This window comes from Pseudomonas sp. EA_105y_Pfl2_R69, from assembly GCF_963970915.1.
GTDB lineage: Bacteria > Pseudomonadota > Gammaproteobacteria > Pseudomonadales > Pseudomonadaceae > Aquipseudomonas.
The window spans coordinates 682,529-699,364 of the sequence record NZ_CAXAOO010000002.1 but is presented as its reverse complement, the minus strand read 5'-3'; the positions used below and the strand labels follow the sequence as shown (position 1 = coordinate 699,364).

21 protein-coding genes and 1 pseudogene are annotated in these 16,836 nt (G+C 62.1%); 8 read left to right on the top strand and 14 right to left on the bottom strand.

From position 1 onward, the window contains the following. Positions 1-77 precede the first annotated feature (77 nt). The 6 genes from AACY13_RS09110 to AACY13_RS09085 all read left to right on the top strand — a co-directional run bounded on the left by AACY13_RS09110 (position 78) and on the right by AACY13_RS09085 (position 5,991). Complete coding sequence (locus tag AACY13_RS09110; RefSeq protein ID WP_339460978.1) at positions 78-857, top strand: CbbQ/NirQ/NorQ/GpvN family protein; 780 nt, start codon at positions 78-80, stop codon at positions 855-857. Next, a complete protein-coding gene (locus AACY13_RS09105; RefSeq protein ID WP_339460899.1) occupies positions 841-1,428 on the top strand; it encodes a cytochrome c oxidase subunit 3 in 588 nt (195 codons plus the stop codon). Before AACY13_RS09110 ends, AACY13_RS09105 begins: the two co-directional genes overlap by 17 nt. 13 nt (positions 1,429-1,441) lie before the next feature. Further along, positions 1,442-1,699, top strand: a complete 258-nt coding sequence (locus AACY13_RS09100) for a cytochrome C oxidase subunit IV family protein (protein WP_339460898.1) — start codon at positions 1,442-1,444, stop codon at positions 1,697-1,699. Between the two features lie 334 nt (positions 1,700-2,033). After that, positions 2,034-2,474, top strand: coding sequence for a c-type cytochrome (locus tag AACY13_RS09095; protein ID WP_339460897.1), 441 nt, complete (start codon positions 2,034-2,036; stop codon positions 2,472-2,474). Between the two features lie 3 nt (positions 2,475-2,477). Beyond that, entirely contained in the window at positions 2,478-3,908 is a 1,431-nt protein-coding gene (locus tag AACY13_RS09090; protein ID WP_339460895.1) for a cbb3-type cytochrome c oxidase subunit I, read from the top strand. Between the two features lie 241 nt (positions 3,909-4,149). After that, complete coding sequence (locus AACY13_RS09085; RefSeq protein ID WP_339460893.1) at positions 4,150-5,991, top strand: nitric oxide reductase activation protein NorD; 1,842 nt, start codon at positions 4,150-4,152, stop codon at positions 5,989-5,991. Positions 5,992-6,100: 109 nt separating this feature from the next. On the opposite strand, the gene AACY13_RS09080 is transcribed toward AACY13_RS09085, so the two are convergent. From AACY13_RS09080 to AACY13_RS09025, 12 genes are all read right to left on the bottom strand, one after another. After that, on the bottom strand, positions 6,101-6,292 hold the full coding sequence (locus AACY13_RS09080; RefSeq protein WP_339460891.1) for a DnrP protein: 192 nt from the start codon (positions 6,290-6,292) through the stop codon (positions 6,101-6,103). A 32-nt stretch (positions 6,293-6,324) separates the two neighbouring features. After that, on the bottom strand, positions 6,325-7,008 hold the full coding sequence (locus tag AACY13_RS09075; RefSeq protein WP_238044504.1) for a Crp/Fnr family transcriptional regulator: 684 nt from the start codon (positions 7,006-7,008) through the stop codon (positions 6,325-6,327). Between the two features lie 51 nt (positions 7,009-7,059). Then, positions 7,060-7,200, bottom strand: coding sequence for a hypothetical protein (locus tag AACY13_RS09070; protein WP_339460887.1), 141 nt, complete (start codon positions 7,198-7,200; stop codon positions 7,060-7,062). A gap of 172 nt (positions 7,201-7,372) precedes the next feature. Next, positions 7,373-7,816, bottom strand: a complete 444-nt coding sequence (locus tag AACY13_RS09065; RefSeq protein WP_339460885.1) for a putative zinc-binding protein — start codon at positions 7,814-7,816, stop codon at positions 7,373-7,375. Between the two features lie 92 nt (positions 7,817-7,908). After that, positions 7,909-8,583, bottom strand: coding sequence for a Crp/Fnr family transcriptional regulator (locus tag AACY13_RS09060; RefSeq protein ID WP_339460884.1), 675 nt, complete (start codon positions 8,581-8,583; stop codon positions 7,909-7,911). A 144-nt stretch (positions 8,584-8,727) separates the two neighbouring features. Further along, positions 8,728-10,101, bottom strand: coding sequence for a 4Fe-4S binding protein (locus AACY13_RS09055; protein ID WP_339460882.1), 1,374 nt, complete (start codon positions 10,099-10,101; stop codon positions 8,728-8,730). Further along, positions 10,089-10,943: an FTR1 family iron permease gene (locus tag AACY13_RS09050; RefSeq protein WP_339460880.1), complete on the bottom strand. Its 855-nt coding sequence runs from the start codon at positions 10,941-10,943 to the stop codon at positions 10,089-10,091. Before AACY13_RS09050 ends, AACY13_RS09055 begins: the two co-directional genes overlap by 13 nt. 22 nt (positions 10,944-10,965) lie before the next feature. Next, on the bottom strand, positions 10,966-11,292 hold the full coding sequence (locus AACY13_RS09045) for a cupredoxin domain-containing protein (protein WP_339460878.1): 327 nt from the start codon (positions 11,290-11,292) through the stop codon (positions 10,966-10,968). Between the two features lie 44 nt (positions 11,293-11,336). After that, complete coding sequence (locus tag AACY13_RS09040) at positions 11,337-11,870, bottom strand: iron transporter (protein WP_339460876.1); 534 nt, start codon at positions 11,868-11,870, stop codon at positions 11,337-11,339. 158 nt (positions 11,871-12,028) lie between these two features. Then, on the bottom strand, positions 12,029-12,418 hold the full coding sequence (locus AACY13_RS09035; protein WP_339460977.1) for a phosphoribosyltransferase family protein: 390 nt from the start codon (positions 12,416-12,418) through the stop codon (positions 12,029-12,031). After that, positions 12,313-13,209, bottom strand: a complete 897-nt coding sequence (locus AACY13_RS09030) for a vitamin K epoxide reductase family protein (RefSeq protein ID WP_339460875.1) — start codon at positions 13,207-13,209, stop codon at positions 12,313-12,315. The genes AACY13_RS09035 and AACY13_RS09030 overlap by 106 nt, the downstream gene beginning before the upstream one ends. 125 nt (positions 13,210-13,334) lie before the next feature. Next, a complete protein-coding gene (locus tag AACY13_RS09025) occupies positions 13,335-14,216 on the bottom strand; it encodes a helix-turn-helix domain-containing protein (protein WP_339460873.1) in 882 nt (293 codons plus the stop codon). Between the two features lie 220 nt (positions 14,217-14,436). Here AACY13_RS09025 and AACY13_RS09020 point away from each other — a divergent pair, with 220 nt between their 5' ends. Together AACY13_RS09020 and AACY13_RS09015 are read left to right on the top strand one after the other, a co-directional pair. Further along, positions 14,437-15,051: a DUF3237 domain-containing protein gene (locus tag AACY13_RS09020; protein WP_339460871.1), complete on the top strand. Its 615-nt coding sequence runs from the start codon at positions 14,437-14,439 to the stop codon at positions 15,049-15,051. A 73-nt stretch (positions 15,052-15,124) separates the two neighbouring features. Next, a pseudogene (locus tag AACY13_RS09015) lies at positions 15,125-15,414 on the top strand (RND family transporter); the annotation flags it as partial. A gap of 117 nt (positions 15,415-15,531) precedes the next feature. On the opposite strand, the gene AACY13_RS09010 reads toward AACY13_RS09015, so the two are convergent. Further along, positions 15,532-16,668, bottom strand: a complete 1,137-nt coding sequence (locus AACY13_RS09010) for an AraC family transcriptional regulator (protein ID WP_339460870.1) — start codon at positions 16,666-16,668, stop codon at positions 15,532-15,534. Positions 16,669-16,690: 22 nt separating this feature from the next. After that, positions 16,691-16,819 (bottom strand): hypothetical protein, encoded by a 129-nt coding sequence (locus AACY13_RS09005; protein WP_339460868.1) that lies wholly within the window; start codon positions 16,817-16,819, stop codon positions 16,691-16,693. Positions 16,820-16,836: the final 17 nt, after the last annotated feature.

The following is a 16,836-nucleotide window of genomic DNA, read 5'->3' as shown; positions in this document are numbered from 1 at the left end:
AGCGTGCAGGCATGATTAATCACCGCGGTGAGGTACTGACTGTGAATGCGCCTGTGAAACTAGCCGACACGACTGCCGTGCTGGATGCGCCGTTCTATCAACCCCTGGGCAATGAGCAGGTGCTGTTCGAGCAGGCCTGGCAGCACGGCATGCCGGTGCTGATCAAGGGTCCGACCGGTTGCGGCAAGACCCGCTTCGTGCAGTACATGGCGCACCGTTTGAACCTGCCGCTGTACACCGTGGCCTGTCATGACGACCTGAGTGCCGCCGACCTGGTCGGTCGCCATCTGATTGGTGCCCAGGGCACCTGGTGGCAGGACGGCCCGCTGACCCGCGCGGTGCGCGAGGGCGGTATCTGCTACCTCGATGAGGTGGTCGAGGCGCGCCAGGACACCGCCGTGGTCCTCCATCCGCTGGCCGATGACCGCCGCGAGCTGTACCTGGAGCGCACCGGCGAGGTGCTGCGCGCGCCACCGGGTTTCATGCTGGTGGTGTCCTATAACCCCGGCTATCAGAACCTGCTCAAGGGTATGAAGCCGAGCACCCGCCAGCGTTTCGTCGCCTTGCGTTTCGACTACCCGGCGGTGGCCGACGAAGAGCGCATCGTCGCCAACGAGGCGCGGGTCGGTGCCGAGCTGGCCGCGCAGGTGGTCAAGCTCGGTCAGGCCCTGCGCCGACTGGAGCAACGCGACCTGGAGGAGGTAGCTTCGACGCGCCTGCTGATCTTCACCGCGCGCATGATCGGCTCCGGCATGAGCCCGCGTGATGCCTGCCTGGCCTGTCTGGCCGAGCCGCTATCGGACGATCCGCAGACCGTCGCGGCGCTGATGGACGTGGTCGATGTCCACTTCGCTTGAAAGCGACGCCAGCCCGGTGCGGCATCTGCCGGGCGACCTGGCGATGTGGTTGTTTATCCTCGCCGAGCTGACGGTCTTCGCCCTACTGATCCTCACCTTCGCGGTGGCCCAGGCCTTGCAGCCGCAACTGTTCCACGACGGCCGCCAGTTGCTCGACAGCTCCACCGGCCTGGCGTTGACCCTGAGCCTGCTCACGTCCGGCCTGTTCGCCGCGCTGGCCCAGGAGCAGGTGCGCCAGGCTCGCGCGCGGCGCGCTGCCTGGTTGTTGTTGGCGGCGCTGCTGTCGGCCAGCGTCTATGTGGGGTTGAAGCTAGGCGAGTACAGCCACCTGGCCAGTATGGGTCTGGGCATGGAGCACAACACCTTCTTTACCCTGTACTGGATCCTCACCGGCTTTCACTTCGTCCATGTGCTGCTCGGTCTGTTCATCCTCGGTTGGTTGGCCGAACGCTGTCGGCGCAACCTCTATGGCCCGGGCAATTGCAGCGCACTGGAGTCCGGCGTGCTCTATTGGCACATGGTCGATCTGGTCTGGGTGCTGCTGTTTCCGCTGGTCTATGTGCTCAATTGACCGGGAGGTCGCCATGTCCGCTTCGACTACCCTGATCGCCTGCTGGCTGGGCCTGGCCGTGCTGTCGGTTGCCAGCGTGCAGCTGGGCAGCAGCGGGGCGACCTTGTCGCTGGCCGTGGCCGTCTTGCTCGCAGCCCTGGGCAAGGCCTGGCTGATCACCGACGGCTTCATGGAGTTGCGCCATGCCCCGCGCTTATGGCGCGGGCTGCTGCTCGCCTGGCCGCTGACGATGGCTTTGGGTGCGCTTCTGGCGTTGCACTTCTCTTCGTAGATCCCATGTACCTACGCAGATCCAGGCCAGGCTACGAACCGTGGGAGGCGCTTCAGCGGCGAGCTTCCCGCGGCTGAAGCCCCTCCCACATTGGGCCACTCGTTCAGGCTCGAATAGTTGAAAGGCCGGAGCCTGTAGGGTGGATGACGCCTTTCTCATCCACCGCCGCGATTTGGTGGATGGATAAAGCGTCATCCACCCTACGATGCTCTTCCCCGTTTCCCACCCCCTTTGCCATACCCGAGCAAAACCATCGGATTTTCTTGATTGCCATCAAGCAGGTTTCGTTAGCAGGCTTCCTAGAATGGTCACGCCAAGCAAAGAGGAAGCGACCATGTCAGAGACCTTCACCAAGGGCATGGCTCGGAATATCTACTTTGGGGGGAGCGTGTTCTTCTTCCTGGTATTCCTGGCCCTGACCTATCACACAGAACAGACCTTTCCAGAACGCAGCAACGCCTCGCAGATGAACGAGTCGGTGGTGCGCGGCAAAGCGGTCTGGGAAAACAACAACTGCATCGGCTGCCACAGCCTGCTGGGCGAGGGTGCCTACTTCGCACCCGAACTGGGCAATGTATTCACCCGGCGTGGCGAGGATGCGGCCTTCAAACCGTTCCTGCATGCCTGGATGAAGGCGCAGCCCCTGGGCATTCCTGGTCGCCGGGCGATGCCGCAATTCAACCTCAGCGAGCAGGAAGTGGACGATATGGCGGAGTTCCTCAAGTGGACTTCGAAGATCGATACCAACGACTGGCCACCAAACAAGGAGGGCTGATAGATGACCATTGCCAACCCCCATCTGAAATTCGCCTCGCAAGCCGTGGCCAAGCCGTACTTCGTGTTTGCTTTGATGCTGTTCGTCGGGCAGATCCTGTTCGGCTTGATCATGGGCCTGCAATACGTGGTCGGCGACTTCCTGTTCCCGCTGATTCCCTTCAACGTGGCACGGATGGTCCATACCAACCTGCTGATCGTCTGGCTGCTGTTCGGCTTTATGGGCGCGGCCTACTACCTGATACCCGAGGAGGCCGACCGCGAGCTACACAGCCCGCTGCTGGCGATGATCCTGTTCTGGGTATTTGCCGCCGCCGGCGTGCTGACCATCCTCGGCTACCTGTTCGTGCCTTACGCCGGGCTGGCCAAGATGACCGGCAATGACCTGCTGCCGACCATGGGCAGGGAATTCCTCGAACAGCCGACCATCACCAAGATGGGCATCGTGGTGGTCGCCCTGGGCTTCCTCTACAACATCGGCATGACCCTGCTCAAGGGGCGCAAGACCACCATCAGCATGGTCATGATGACCGGCCTGATCGGTCTGGCGGTGTTCTTCCTGTTCTCCTTCTACAACCCGGAAAACCTGGCGCGCGACAAGTACTACTGGTGGTTCGTGGTGCACCTGTGGGTGGAAGGCGTGTGGGAATTGATCATGGGCGCGATGCTCGCCTTCGTCCTGATCAAGGTCACCGGGGTGGACCGTGAAGTGGTCGAGAAGTGGCTGTATGTGATCATCGCCATGGCCCTGATCACCGGCATCCTCGGTACCGGTCACCACTTCTTCTGGATAGGCGCGCCCGAGGTCTGGCTGTGGGTCGGCTCGATTTTCTCGGCGATGGAACCGGTACCCTTCTTCGCCATGGTGCTGTTCGCCTTCACCATGGTTGGCAAGCGGCGTCGCCAGCACCCGAACCGCGCCGCCACCCTCTGGGCCAAGGGCACTACCGTGACCGCGTTCTTCGGTGCTGGCGTGTGGGGCTTCCTGCATACCCTGGCCCCGGTGAACTTCTACACCCACGGCTCGCAACTGACTGCGGCGCACGGCCACCTGGCCTTCTACGGTGCCTACGCGATGATCGTGATGACCCTGATCAGCTACGCCATGCCGCGTTTGCGTGGTCTGGGCGAAGCGCCGGACGAGCGGGCGCAGACCGTAGAGATCTGGGGCTTCTGGTTGATGACCCTGTCGATGGTGGCGATCACCCTGTTCCTCACCGCCGCTGGCGTGGTGCAGGTACAACTGCAACGTCTGCCGACCGATGGCACTGCGCTGTCGTTCATGAATACCGTCGACCAGTTGGCCGTGTTCTTCTGGCTGCGTCTGGCGGCCGGTGTGGTCTTCCTGGGCGGCTTGATCTGCTACCTGTACAGCTTCAAACAGCGTGCCCGGGCCACGGCCCGCGACGAAGCCGCCCTGATCGTTTCGGCCTGAGCGGTGCGCGGTAAGTAAATAGATTTCGGCCCGGCTGGTACAGCGGGCCGTTTTTGCATTTGGTTATGTACCGATTAGGTGTTGCATGTGGCGAGAGTGGTCGCAATACGTAGGGTGCGCCATGCGCACCAAGGATGATGCAGCCAGTGCTGGTGCGCACGGCGCACCCTACGAGGACTGCCAAACCGCCTTTGCGGCCTGTTAGCCATTGCATCAATCAAGATTAAGAAAGGTGAAGCAGATGGCTTTTACCGTCGAACTGGAAGAGTGGGTGGGCAGCGTCTGGCACCGCTTTATCACCCGACGCGCCAGCCCGGATTTTCCCGAGGCGCGGGTCGAACTGGCCAGCATGCAGCGGCCCCTGGCGTTGTTGTTCCGCGCCATGGGCGGTGCCAGCGGCGTCGGCGTGGAGGCCGCCAGCGCCCGCGACCTGGTGTTGCGGCGCACCCTGCTGCAACAGGTGGCCGGTAGCTGCAAGCAACTGCCGGTGGCCTGGTGCGATGCCAGCAACCTGCGCCTGCCGCCGAGCCTGGCGGTGTACCCCGAGGTCGCGCTGAATCAGGACCTCTATCGCTGGCTGGCGCTGCTGGCCGCGCACGCGGGAGAGATGCGCCACTGGGCGCGCGATAACCAGCGCTGGACTCGGCAGTTGCTGCAGAGCTACCCGGCCCTGCGTCCGCGCTATCAGCGCCTGGTCGAGGCCCATCTGCAGTTGCGCCCGGATCCGGATTCGTTGGGCAAGGGCGAGGCCGAGCTGGAGATTGCGCTCTGTCAGGCCCTGCGCGAACCAGGCAGCGTCGAGCATTTTCCGCGCAGCGAGCTGGCCCCCTGGCCGTTGCCGCTGTGGCTGTATCCGGCGGAAAACCTCGGCGAACCCCAGGCCTGCGAGCTGGGCGAGGAAAGCGAGGGCAACCTGCTGACTCCGCCGGGCGAGCAGAAGGTCGGGCCCAAGCGCGCCAAGCGGGTCGAGGAAAGCACCAGCAAGGGCGGCCTGCTGATCTTCCGTCTGGAGAACCTGTTCAGCTGGTCCGAGCATGTCGAGCTGGATCGCTGCAGCGACGACAGCGAAGACCTGGACGCCGCGCGGGTCGCCGAGGATCTCGACGAACTGGCCCTGTCCAAGCAACGCCTGCGCAAGGGCGGCGGGCTCAAGTTACACCTCGATCTGCCGCCGGCGGATGTCGACGATATTCCGCTGGGCGAGGGCATCAAGCTGCCGGAGTGGGACTATCGCAAGCAGAGCCTGCGCGAGGATTTCGTCAACCTGCAGATGATGGTGCCGCGTGGCAGCGAGGCGCAGCCGCTGCCCTTGCGTCTGGCTCCGCTGGCCAAGCGCCTGCGCCGGCAGTTCGAGCACCTGCGCAACGATCGCCAGTGGCTGCGCCAGCAACCCCAGGGCTCGGAGCTGGACATGCAGGCCTGGCTGGATTTTCATGTCGAGCGTCAGCATGGTCAGTGCGCCGAGCGCGGCCTGTTTATGGAGCAGCGCCCCAGCCGCCGCGATCTGGCCTGCCTGCTGCTGGCGGATGTGTCGATGTCCACCGACGCCCACCTGGACGACCAGCACCGGGTGATCGAGGTGATCAGCGACAGCCTGCTGCTGTTCGGTGAGACCCTGTCGGCCCTGGGCGACGAGTTCGCCCTCTACGGTTTCTCATCCCTGCGCCGCCAGCAGGTGCGCATGCAGGAGCTCAAGTCATTCAAACAGCGTTATGACGACACCACCCGCGGACGCATCCAGGCGCTCAAACCCGGCTATTACACGCGCATGGGCGCGGCCATCCGCCAGGCCACCGTGCTGCTCGGTGCCTGCAAGCAGCGGCGCAAACTGCTGCTATTGGTGACCGATGGCAAGCCCAACGACCTGGATCTCTACGAGGGCCGCTACGGCGTCGAGGACACCCGCGAAGCGGTGCTGGAGGCGCGGCGTCAGGGGTTGTTGCCGTTCTGCATCACCATCGACAGCGAAGCCGGCGATTACCTGCCGTATATGTTCGGTGCCAATGGCTACACCCAGATCCGCCAGCCGCAGCAATTGCCGCTGCGCCTGCCGCAGTTGTATCGGCAACTGACCCAGGCCTGAACGCCGCGAAGACTTGGTGCGCGCGGCGCACCCTACGGCTGGGAGGGCCTTAGTGCGCCCGTGGAGGATGGGTAGGGTGCGCCGTGCGGGCTCTTGGGGGGAGGGCAGCTCAGGCGATGCTACGCGGCAACCAGACGATCATCACCGCGCAAAACACCGTCAGGCCGATGCAGAACCACATAAATCGCCGTTGTCGGCGTTCGCCCGCGCCGTCGGCCAGCGCCGGCAGGGGCATGCCGCAGTGGCGGCACTCGACTTCCTGGGGTGGATTGTCTCGTTGGCAATACAGGCATTTAGGCATGGCGACCGCTCATAGACGCGAAGGCAGGCATTTCACTCGAACTGCTCCAGGCGCAGGCGGTCGAGAATTACGATCTGGCGGCCTTCCTGGCTGATGATTTCCTCGTCGATCAGGCGGCGCATGATCCTTGAGAAGGTCTCCGGCTGAATCGACAAGTGCCCGGCGATCAGCTGCTTGGCCATCGGCAACTCGAAACTGTTGCCGGCGTCCGGCTGGCGCGCGAGCTGGGTGATCAGGTAGCGCACCACGCGGTGGGTGGCGTTTTTCAGCGACAGCGTTTCGATCTCGTTGACCCGCTGGTGCAGGCGCACGCAGAGCTTACCGAGCAGGGCGAAGGTCAGCCGGCTATTGCTCTGCAGCAGGCGCATATAGGTGCTGTTGGCGATGCGGTAGAGCTGCGTGGGGCACACCGCCTCGGCCGAGGCGACGTAGTTGGGCGTGTCCATCAGCATCATGGCTTCGGCGAAGGTCTGCCGGTTGCCGATGACCTCGAATACCTTCTCCTGCCCGTCCGGAGTCAGGCGGTAGATCTTCACCGCGCCGGCGATGACGAAATAGAACGAATGGGCCGGCTCACCCTGGCGGAACAAGGGCTCGCCCTTGTCGATGCTGAGCAGTTGACTGGTGCTCATCAGCTCATCCATCTGCTCTTCGTTCAGTGGCTCGAACAAATGGTGACTACGGAGAATCTGGTGATGAACGCGATGAAGCACCATAAAAGACATCCTGATTGTTTGGGTGGCGCTGGCATGGCCTGGCGCTGATCGTCAGCCCGCGAGGGTCTTGCTCGGAGTAGAGGGCGGCGCTACTGAGGTATCGGTGGCGAGGCCGAGGGCGACACCGCTGGCCATGGCCAGTATCGCAGTCAGTGCCAGGTACCAGGCCAGGGGTTGCAGAATTTTCTTCATGGATTCTCCCTGCATAGCGGTTATGCAATGCATGCCGCGGTTATCGATAGCTGGCCGCATATGGTCTGCAACCTGTTGAATTTGAATATTTCTAATCGGCGGTCATGATGGAAATAACGCTGGCCGACCAGGGTTAAAGGGCGCTTTAGCCATAACGCGGCTCGCGCAGCCTTCAGTCCGTCGCTTGCACGCCCGTAGCCTGGGCCTGCGGCTGGCGCGAGACAGGTACGGCTTGCGCCCGGCGCGGCTGGTCGAGATCGCTGGCGATGATGCGGCTCATGTCCGCGAACAACGCGTCGGCTTCTGCCTCGCTGCAATCTTCCCGGTAGCGTTTGCGCAGGCCATAGCTGCTGAGGGTGATGTGTACATCGGCGCTGACGCCATGCTGGGCCAGACAGGCGCTGACGCAGTGCAGGGGGCAGCCGTCGATGGCGAGGATCGGCCGGCCGCTGCTGGCCTTGCTCACCAGCGCCTGGACATGCCCGCCGACGCCGGCGATGCAGGACATTTCCGCCAGGCCGGCACGATCCAGACGCACGGCGAGGGTATTGGCCAGTTGCGCCACGTTGGAGCAGCCGGAGCAGGAGTAGACCAGGGGCTGTGGGGGCTTGGACATTGCGTGCACCCTTAAAATGTCAAGAGGTTATCCAGTTTGACGACCGTGCAGAGGCTGACATTGACCACAGTCAATTCTGCACTTATGGCCTGTTAGTCGTAGTTACTCAGGCCCTGCAGATCGATGATCTCGATACTCCGGCGCTGTACGGCAATCACGCCCGAGTCGATCAGGCGATGGAGGATGCGCGAGAAGGTTTCCGGCTGAATGCCCAGCCTCGAGGCGATCAGGCGTTTGGGTACATCGAGCAGGATCACCCCCTTACCTTCTTCGTGGGCCTGGACCAGAAAGCGCCTGACCCGGTGGCAGGCGTTGGCCAGGGTCAGGGTGTCGATTTCATTCAACCGCTGGTGCAGGCGGATGCTCAGGGTGGCGAGAATATCCAGGCAGATGCTCGGGTGTTCTTCCAGCAGACGGCGGTACTGCGCACCGTGCAGGCTGGCCATCTGGCAGGTCTTCAGGGCAGTGGCGCTGACCGGGTACTGCGGCACACCGGTGAACAGCAGCGCCTCGGCAAAGGATTCGCCGGCGCGGATGATTTCCACCAGTTTCTCCTGACCATCACAGACCACTCGATGCAGTTTCACCTGGCCGCTGAAGACGAAATAGAAACGATCGGCCTTGTCGCCCTGGTGGAACAGCGAAGCACCAGCAGCCAGGCGCTTTAGATTGGCCGAGGCGCACACCTCCTGCAGCGCCGCCTCCGGTAGCCGGCTGAACAGGTGATGACGGCGCAACTGTGCGACAAGCGATGGTTCGGTCAGCATGGTTTCTCCCACTGTGCAGCTCGGGATTGCCCGAGACTGCATGCTAGAAGGTCGATGGCCGGGGCTTCCTTGATCTCAAACAAGTCTGGGCGCGATGGGCGGGCGCGCAGCGAGGAGGGAACAGTCATCGTCTGCTGATACGACTCAGCTCCAGCCCCAGAACTGCAGCCACCAGCCATAGCCGACCCCGGCGGTACCCAGCGCCAGACAGCTGAACGCCGCGAGCCGATTCAGTCCGCGCGCGCCATGCCGGCCCAGCACCTGCCAGCCCAACCACAGGCTCCAGCCTATGGCGGCCGCGAGTAGCCCGGCGCGGGCTGGTTGCACCCAGGTCAGGGCCAGGCCCTCGTAACGCAGCAACTTGACGGTGGTGGCGCTAAGGCCGAGAAACAGCCCGCAGGCACCGAGCGGAATCAGGCTCAAGGCCAGGTGCTCGAAGACATTGCCGGTGCGCGACACCAGCAACGCCGCGGCGCGCAGCAGCAGCCACAGGCCACCGCCGAGCAGCAGTGCGCTGGCCGCCAGGTAGATCAGGATCAGCAGGCCGTCGAGCCAGCTGAACAAGTCATTGGCTTGCGGGTAATGGGTCAGCAGCCACCAGGGCGCATCGGCTTGCAGCAACCAGTAGCTGTCGTGCTCGACCAGCCAGGTCGCCGCCATCTGTTTCAGGCTGACGAACCAGGGGCTGACCGTCCATTGAAAGGCCCCCATGGCCAGGCCGATCACGCCGAACAGCAACAGGCTGCTGTCCCAATGGCTGGCGTGCTGCGGGCCGACGATCAGCACCTCGGCGTTCGGCGAGCGCGCGCTCAGCTTCACCGCGCCGCGTTGGCCGCTGCAGCGCCCGCAGGCGTGACAGTCGGCGGCACCCTGCATGCGGCGGATATCCAGCAGCGGCGCGCAGTTCGGCGGCGGCTGACGCGGCGGCGGGTTGTCCAGCCAGCGCTGCTCGTCGACCTTGTAATGCATGGGTGCCAGGCGGGCGAGCAGGGCGAACACGCCGCTGACCGGGCACAGGTAACGGCACCAGACACGTTTGCCGCGGCCGTAGAGAAAACCCACCAGCATCGCCGCGAGGGTCGAGCCGCCGAGAATCAGCAAGGCCGCCTGGGCATAGTCGTAAACGCTGATCAGCTGGCCATAAACAGTGGTAAGGATAAACGCCAGGGTCGGCCAGCCGCCCCAGCGAATCCAGCGTGGCGTGCCGCGACCCAACCCGCGCCAGCTGATCCACTCGCTGAGCGAGCCTTCGGGGCAGAGCACCCCGCACCAGAGCCGGCCGAACAGCACGATCGACAGCAATACGAACGGCCACCAGAGGCCCCAGAAAATGAACTGAGCGAGCAGCGTCAGGTTGTCGAGAATACGTGCCTGACTGGATGGCAATGGCAGCAGCGCCGGTAGCACCAGCAACAGCCCATAGAAGGCCACGACCGCCCATTGCAGCCCACGAATCAGCCGTGCATGACGCCGTAGCGCGTCGCCCAGGCCGCCTAGCAGGCCGTTTAGCTGGCGCATGGCGACACGGCGGGCGAACTGCGCCGCAGCCAGAGCGCGACCACAGCCCAATAACCGGCGAGGGTGGCGACCGTGGCCAGGGAGGGCATGGCGCGGTAACCGGCGAAATTGGCCAGTACCGCCCCCAGGCCCGAGGCGTCATCCAGGCCGGCCGAGGTGTCCCAGAGTGCATCGCCGAACCAGGTGTAGACCTGCTCGGGCAGTTCCAGCGCCATCAGTTGGCCGCTGATGCGGTCGAGCCCGGCGATCAACATGGCGGCACCGAGCAACAGCAGCACTATTTCGCTGAACAGGAAGAAATGCCGCCAGGACAGCAACCGGCTGCCGGCCTGCAGCAGCATGAAGGTGAGCAGTGCCAGAGCGAAACCCGCCGCGCCGCCGAGGGCGAACTGCCAGAGCGCGGCGCCTTGCTTGTGCACGCCCAGACCATAGAGGAAGACCACGGTCTCGCTGCCTTCGCGACCCACCGCGAGCATCGCCAGGAGCAGCAGACCGAGGCCGCCATTGCGCTGCAGGTGAGTGTCGGCCGCCTGTTGCAGATCGCGCTTGAAAGTGCGGCCATGCCGACGCATCCAGCCGACCATCTGCAGGATCAACAGACTGGCCAGCAGCACCAACGCCGCCTGAAACCATTCGCCGGCCGCGCCCGCCAGCCATTCGCCGGCGAACAGGATGGTCAGCGCCAGCGCCGCGGACAACGCCAGGCCCAGCGCCACGCCACCCCAGAGAAAAGTCATGGCGCGGCCACGCTCAGCCTGCTGACTGATCCAGGCATGCAGGATGCCGATCACCAGCAACGCCTCGACGCTTTCCCGCCAGACGATAAACAGCGACTGATTCATTCGATACTCCGGTGCAGCTGGTTCATTTGGCGACTATGCCGCCCTCGGGCAGTTCAAGATGGAATTCGTCGAAGAACGGGTAATGGCCAGGCCGCAGCGGGTGAATCACCACGAACGAGGTGACTCCGGGCGACATGACCTTCTCCACGCGCAGAGGCGTGCTTTCGAATTCCGCAGGGCCTTGCCCCTGGTTATGCAGCACGATCTTGAAGCGTTGGCCCGCCGCCACTTCGAGCAGTGGCGGGGTGAAATGACCATCGCGGATCACCAGTTCATAGGTCGGCAAGCCGGCCGCGAAACCAGGCGAACCTAGGGTTGCCAACAGCAGGGCGAACAACACACGTGACATAGCCAACTCCAATAAGGCGCGGCCTGAGGCCACGCCCGTTGCGATCAGTAACCGCCTTTCTTGCCGATACCGGCGTAGGTGAATTGGTAGCTGAGGTCGCAGCGCTCGAACCAGGCGGCGACGCCGGTTTCCTTGTCGGTGTGGCGACCGAACATGGCGTGGCCACCGGCTGGCGGCAGGATGCTGTAAGTCAGGTGGTACTTGCCTGGCCCCATCAGCTTGAGGTTGTCGCCGTAGTGCGGGCCGTCGTTGGCGACCATGGCGTGGAAATCGCCCTTGAGTACTTCGTCGCTGCCTGCCTTGCGCAGCACGAAGGCGATATTCAGGTAGGGCACGAAGCTGCCTTCCTGGAAGCCGTTGGGGTTGTTTTCCAGGGCGCTGATGTCGGCTTCCAGGTGCACATCGGATTCGGCGGCGGGGCGCATCATGCCCGGCGGGTCCATCTCGATTGGCTGCAGGTACACGGCACCGACTTCCAGGCCGCCACATTGCTGGGGCTCGCCAATCGGGTATTCCTTGGCCTGGGTGAATGTAGCGACCAGCAGCAGGGCGAGTGAAAAGGGCAGTGGTGCGCGCATCGATGGTTTCCTCTGAGCGTTGGCTTGGATGGGCCTAGCTTAGGGAAACAAGAACCAAACAATAATGATTTGCATCAAGATTGGTGCTTGATCGACCGGATTATTGGCCCGGATCGGCCGAGTGCGCTCGCTGCCGATGTTGTGCGCAGGGCAGGGCGTCAACAGTGCTGGCGCACCACTTCGATACGCAACTGCGGCTCATAGGGCGGTACATTACATTCGATGATGTCGTCCGGGGCCACCTGCAGGCGCACACCGACTATATCGGCGCGTATCGGCTGCTGGCTGACGCAGCGATCGACCAGCACCGCGGTACGCACCCGCTGCGCGCCCAGGCTGGACAGATAGGCACAGGTGCGCAGCAGCGAATGGCCTTGGTAGAGCACGTCATCGATCACCAGCAGCTGGGTATTGGCCAGGTCCAGGGCGGCCAATTCCGGGCTCAAGGTGCATCGGCAGTGCCCTGGGCCGGCCATTTGAAGCGTGAATGACGTGCCAGATCTTCCGTACTGAGCAACTTTTGATAGCGCCGCCCGCGGATAATCCAGGTGGGGTAGCCGTTGATCTTCTCTTCGATGCAGGCCCGGGCCAGCACCCCCTTGCGACCGTTCGGCGAGCACTCGACATAGGGCAATTGCTCGGCCGCGGGGCCAAACAGGCTTTTCTGTTCCTGACAGGCCGGGCACCAGAATGCGCCGTAGAATTTTGCCTCGCTGTGCTGCAGGTGGTTGGCCAGGGCCAGCAGTTGCGGATCGGCACGCGGGGAAAACAGATCGCTGTAGTAGAGATGCAACACAACTACAGCCAGCAAGGCCGTCACGCCACTGCGCAGCAACCAGTTTCGCCAATCGGTCACGGTCGCCGACTTCGGCCAGATCTGGCTGGCACGCAGGAAAAACGCCGTCAGCAGCGCCAGCGATAGCAGACACCAGGCGCAGAAGGCCGCCAGCTCGATCCAGCCGACCAGGGTCAGGTACAGGCTGATGACCAGGCCGACCAGGGCAATCAGCCATAGCCGCCGCCAGCGTCGCAAGCGGCTCGGCTGCCGCCAGGCATGCAACGCCAGCACCGCATAGAGGGCCAATCCCCAGAGTGCCAGCGGTACACCTAGCACCCAGGACCAGCGGCTTTGCTGAATCAGCTGACAAGACGAGCCCTGATCGCAGAAGGCCGGCGCAGCATCGCTCAAGGCGGCGAACGTCAGGTATCCGCTGAGCAACATGCCGGATACGGCCAGTAACAACAGTACCCAGTCCGGTGCCGTGGACCGGCTTTTCCCAACCCCGACCTGAGCCGTTGCTGCGGGACGCTGGAGTTTCTTGCTGGTTTGTTTGCGCATGGACCAAGCCGATATATTCAGGGGGTTCAATTAGCAGGCTAGCACCGGGGCTTTTAGCCTGACAGTTTTACCCCCGCTCCAATAGATATTTCCCAGCCTCATAACGAGGCACTTTCAACGGCCTGTTAGCGTTTGCGCTGCAGGGTGGCACTGGGAGGTTCATTGAATAGCCCCCGATAGGCATCGGCAAAGCGGCCCAGGTGCCAGAACGAATGGCGCATGGCGATTTCGGTCACCGTAGTGTGGGCGGGGGATGCCTGCTGCAGGTCTTGATAGGCCGCGTTCAAGCGGTGCCTACGCAGCCAGACGCTTGGGGCTAAGCCTGTGTAATGAAGAAAGGCCTGTTGCAGTTGGCGGATCGAAACGCCTGCCGCTTGGGCCATCTGGAGGGCATTGAAGTGCTCTTCCGGGTGGCTGTTTGCCAGTTCGCAGATACGATTGACGATCTGCCGATTTTTCCTGGTTCGTTGCTGCTGCCGGTAATCTGAGCCGGGGTTTGAGCTTTCGAGAACAAAGAAGCAGTCTTCGATCAGCTGTCTGGCCAGAGTTGGTGGAGGCGGGCTATCTGGAGCGCTGGCGAGGTTGGCCAACTGGCGGCTGAGCCAGGAGCCGAACAACTGAGCTTGTGGCGACTGCAGGGGCTTCATGGATAGGTCTTGCCAGCTCTCGGTGTTGCAGTGGTCGACGAGTAGTCCGAGGTCAATAACCACAGCTACCTCGCGATAATTTTCTGGGGTGATCCAGGTGTTGCGGCTTTGGCTGTCGAGCAGGTAGAAGCAGCCGCTGCTCATGTCGAAGCTGAATGCCAAGGCGTTGGCCGGAGCCTGAAAATATTGTTCGACACGGGTGTTCATGCGTTCTTCGTACGCTGTTACGCCGTCCAGATCGGCTTGCACGGTGCGGCCTTGAAAGCGCCCGGCGGACATTTGGGCGTAGTGTTGCTCCCAGCCGCTGATAGCGGATATCTGCTGCTCCACATCAGAGGTGTCTACAACCTTGATCGACACGGGTGACGTCCTTCGACTCAATGGTAAATTTAGTTAGTCATGTTAACTAAATGCACCATATCAGGGCACGCTACGCTGCGCAATACGGATAGAGGCCAGGTATGTATTCAGTAATTATGGGGTTGAGTTGTCCTGTAATGTCCCTTGCGGCGATGAAATTAGTGATAACGGAGTTAACAAAATAGAGCTGTTTTCATCTCAACCAACTGGAGTCGAGTACATGAGCCTTCACCGTAAAAATCTGCTGTCAGGTCGCAACCTACTCAAATCTGCCGGCCGTATGCTAGGAGCGCTGGGTCTGCTTGTTGCCCTGGGCAGTAATGCCCTGGCAGCGGCTGAGGTACTGAAAGAAAGCATACCGAACCGTATCGACAGTGAATTGGTGATGCAGATCAACGTCAAGCTTGGCCCGCTTGAGGATATGGGGCCGGGGGCCGATGGGCACCGCATCAACTACCCAATCATTGGCGGTACCTTTGTGGGTAAGGACATGCGCGGCATCGTCGTCCCCGGCGGTGCTGATCTGGCGGTCGATCGCAATGACGGGGTGACCATGATCGACGCCTTATATCGCCTTAAAACCGATGATGGCCAGATCATTATCATCCACAACGCCGGCATCTGGCGTCTCAATGAATCGGGTCTGGCCAAGCAGGCCAAAGGCGTAGCACTAGAGGACATGCTAGATAGCGATGCCTACTGCCGCACCGTGCCCTCGTTCAAGACTCAGCCAGGCAAGTATGCGTGGCTGAGCGACTATATCTTCCTTGGCAGCATCGACTACCTTAGTGAGGAGGAAGTGTTGATTGGTGTTTATCGCACCAACGGTGTGTAAGCGTCCTGACGTATGCGCCATCAGCGTTATGGTGTAGTGGTCTACTGATTCCGGACATCCATTTAGGCGAGAAATCGTCGTTCGCGAAGCCAACCGCAACATGTTGCTTTACGTCTATGCGGCAGTGATCGTGCTGTGCTTCGTCACCTTCCGCAGCTGGCGCGTGGTGGCGGTGGTGCCACTGATGCTGACCTCGATTCTTTGCGAGGCGTTGATGGTCGGGTTGGGTATGGGCGTGGTCGCCGATCAAGTTCCAGGCCGACATGGGCATATCGCTGACCTTCATGTTTATCATGGAACATGATCGGGGCACTGGTGCTGATTCCGGCCTTGTCGCATTTCCTGCTGAAAAAGGCCCCTTAGCGGAGAGTTAGGGGGAGGGGCTCAAGCTGCTACGCTCCGTTGTGGAGCAGCAGCGGTTGGGCCCTTGGTCTATCCAGCGGAGGACTGTTCCTGCAACCGAGATCGCTGGGGCGGCGCTCAGCAACGGCCCGATGTGTTTCTCCAGTGTTGCGCAGAGCATCCGGTCCAGCTCTTGAACGCGCGGGAAAATGCGTTCGGATCCTGATACTGCAAAGATTGGGCAATAGCCGAAACGGGCAGGTCTGTGTGCGTAAGTAGTTGCAGGGCGAGGCTCTTTCGGGACTCGGTAACCAGCCGTTGCAGATGAGTGCCTTCGGCATCGAGCCGACGGTGCAGGGTGCGTATGTGCAGCCCCATTCGGCTGGCGATCAGCTCGGCTTTGGCCTCGCCCGCCAGCAACATGGCGTGCAGCTGGTTCTTGATTAGCTCCGACGTTGTCAGGCTGGCTGTGGTCGTTGCTATGGCCTCATGGAGCAACTGATGCAGGCGGGGGTTCGCCGTGCTCAACTTCTGGCCCAGTTTCTGGTTGCTGACCACCAGGCCGGAGACATTCGCATTGAACTGCACCGGGCAACGGAATATTCGGCCATAGGCCGCGGAGTCCGAGGGCTTGCGGTAGGCCAGTTGCACCCGGACGGGCGTCCAGTCGGGCCCCAATAACTCCCGAAAAGTCTGGAAACCAATCATGACCAACGCATCCATGAGTGACCTCGGGTCGGTCAGATCGTGCTGGTGTATCACATAACCGAGCAGGCTGAACTGGTCAGTCAAGGGGAGCAGCAACGGCGCGCCGCCGCGGTCATGCAGCGTTGAGTGCATGACCAGATCGTGCAAGGCCTCTTGCACTGTGCTGGCTGAAAGCATGAGCCGGCCGATTGGCCCCAGGTCTTTCAGGCTGAAGCGTCGCCCCACCAGAATGCCGAGGCTGGAGCATTGCGTATGTCGAATGGCGGTATTGAGCAGGCGGATCGTTTCGTCGTAGCCGAGGCGCTGGTCGTAGTCATTGACGAATGCATCCAAGTCTATGCCGGCAGCCCTGAATACGCGCTGCGGGTTGCCGCCCAGTGCGGTGATGACGTGCGGGAGGCTTTTTACCGGGCTGGTAGGCATCTCACCGGGATTGCTGAGTATCAAGGGGAAATGCAGGGGGCTTTGATCTGGCGACTCGAACGGGACGACTGCAGTGCTCGTGTCCCCGACAGCAGTGGCGAGCTCACGTTGCGCCACTGAATGGATAGCATTTTTGGATCGCATGGATTGCCTTACCATCCGTGGTCTATTCTTGGGTTGCTTCCATGCCGTAGTTTCTTGTCAGGCTGTCCGAAATTGCAAGCTGTACTTCGAGGAAGATGCCATAGACTTGGGGCAACTTGCCTGCCAGTCCGCCAGCCAGCCAGTCTGTCATCCTGGCTCGTTCAAGGG

Coding starts and splice junctions, on each gene's coding strand:
- AACY13_RS09105 (WP_339460899.1), top strand. CDS start 841: ATGTCCACTTCGCTTGAAAGCGACGCCAGCCCGGTGCGGCATCTGCCG.
- AACY13_RS09100 (WP_339460898.1), top strand. CDS start 1,442: ATGTCCGCTTCGACTACCCTGATCGCCTGCTGGCTGGGCCTGGCCGTG.
- AACY13_RS09095 (WP_339460897.1), top strand. CDS start 2,034: ATGTCAGAGACCTTCACCAAGGGCATGGCTCGGAATATCTACTTTGGG.
- AACY13_RS09090 (WP_339460895.1), top strand. CDS start 2,478: ATGACCATTGCCAACCCCCATCTGAAATTCGCCTCGCAAGCCGTGGCC.
- AACY13_RS09085 (WP_339460893.1), top strand. CDS start 4,150: ATGGCTTTTACCGTCGAACTGGAAGAGTGGGTGGGCAGCGTCTGGCAC.
- AACY13_RS09080 (WP_339460891.1), bottom strand. CDS start 6,292: ATGCCTAAATGCCTGTATTGCCAACGAGACAATCCACCCCAGGAAGTC.
- AACY13_RS09075 (WP_238044504.1), bottom strand. CDS start 7,008: ATGGTGCTTCATCGCGTTCATCACCAGATTCTCCGTAGTCACCATTTG.
- AACY13_RS09070 (WP_339460887.1), bottom strand. CDS start 7,200: ATGAAGAAAATTCTGCAACCCCTGGCCTGGTACCTGGCACTGACTGCG.
- AACY13_RS09065 (WP_339460885.1), bottom strand. CDS start 7,816: ATGTCCAAGCCCCCACAGCCCCTGGTCTACTCCTGCTCCGGCTGCTCC.
- AACY13_RS09060 (WP_339460884.1), bottom strand. CDS start 8,583: ATGCTGACCGAACCATCGCTTGTCGCACAGTTGCGCCGTCATCACCTG.
- AACY13_RS09055 (WP_339460882.1), bottom strand. CDS start 10,101: ATGCGCCAGCTAAACGGCCTGCTAGGCGGCCTGGGCGACGCGCTACGG.
- AACY13_RS09050 (WP_339460880.1), bottom strand. CDS start 10,943: ATGAATCAGTCGCTGTTTATCGTCTGGCGGGAAAGCGTCGAGGCGTTG.
- AACY13_RS09045 (WP_339460878.1), bottom strand. CDS start 11,292: ATGTCACGTGTGTTGTTCGCCCTGCTGTTGGCAACCCTAGGTTCGCCT.
- AACY13_RS09040 (WP_339460876.1), bottom strand. CDS start 11,870: ATGCGCGCACCACTGCCCTTTTCACTCGCCCTGCTGCTGGTCGCTACA.
- AACY13_RS09030 (WP_339460875.1), bottom strand. CDS start 13,209: ATGCGCAAACAAACCAGCAAGAAACTCCAGCGTCCCGCAGCAACGGCT.
- AACY13_RS09020 (WP_339460871.1), top strand. CDS start 14,437: ATGAGCCTTCACCGTAAAAATCTGCTGTCAGGTCGCAACCTACTCAAA.
- AACY13_RS09010 (WP_339460870.1), bottom strand. CDS start 16,668: ATGCGATCCAAAAATGCTATCCATTCAGTGGCGCAACGTGAGCTCGCC.
- AACY13_RS09005 (WP_339460868.1), bottom strand. CDS start 16,819: ATGACAGACTGGCTGGCTGGCGGACTGGCAGGCAAGTTGCCCCAAGTC.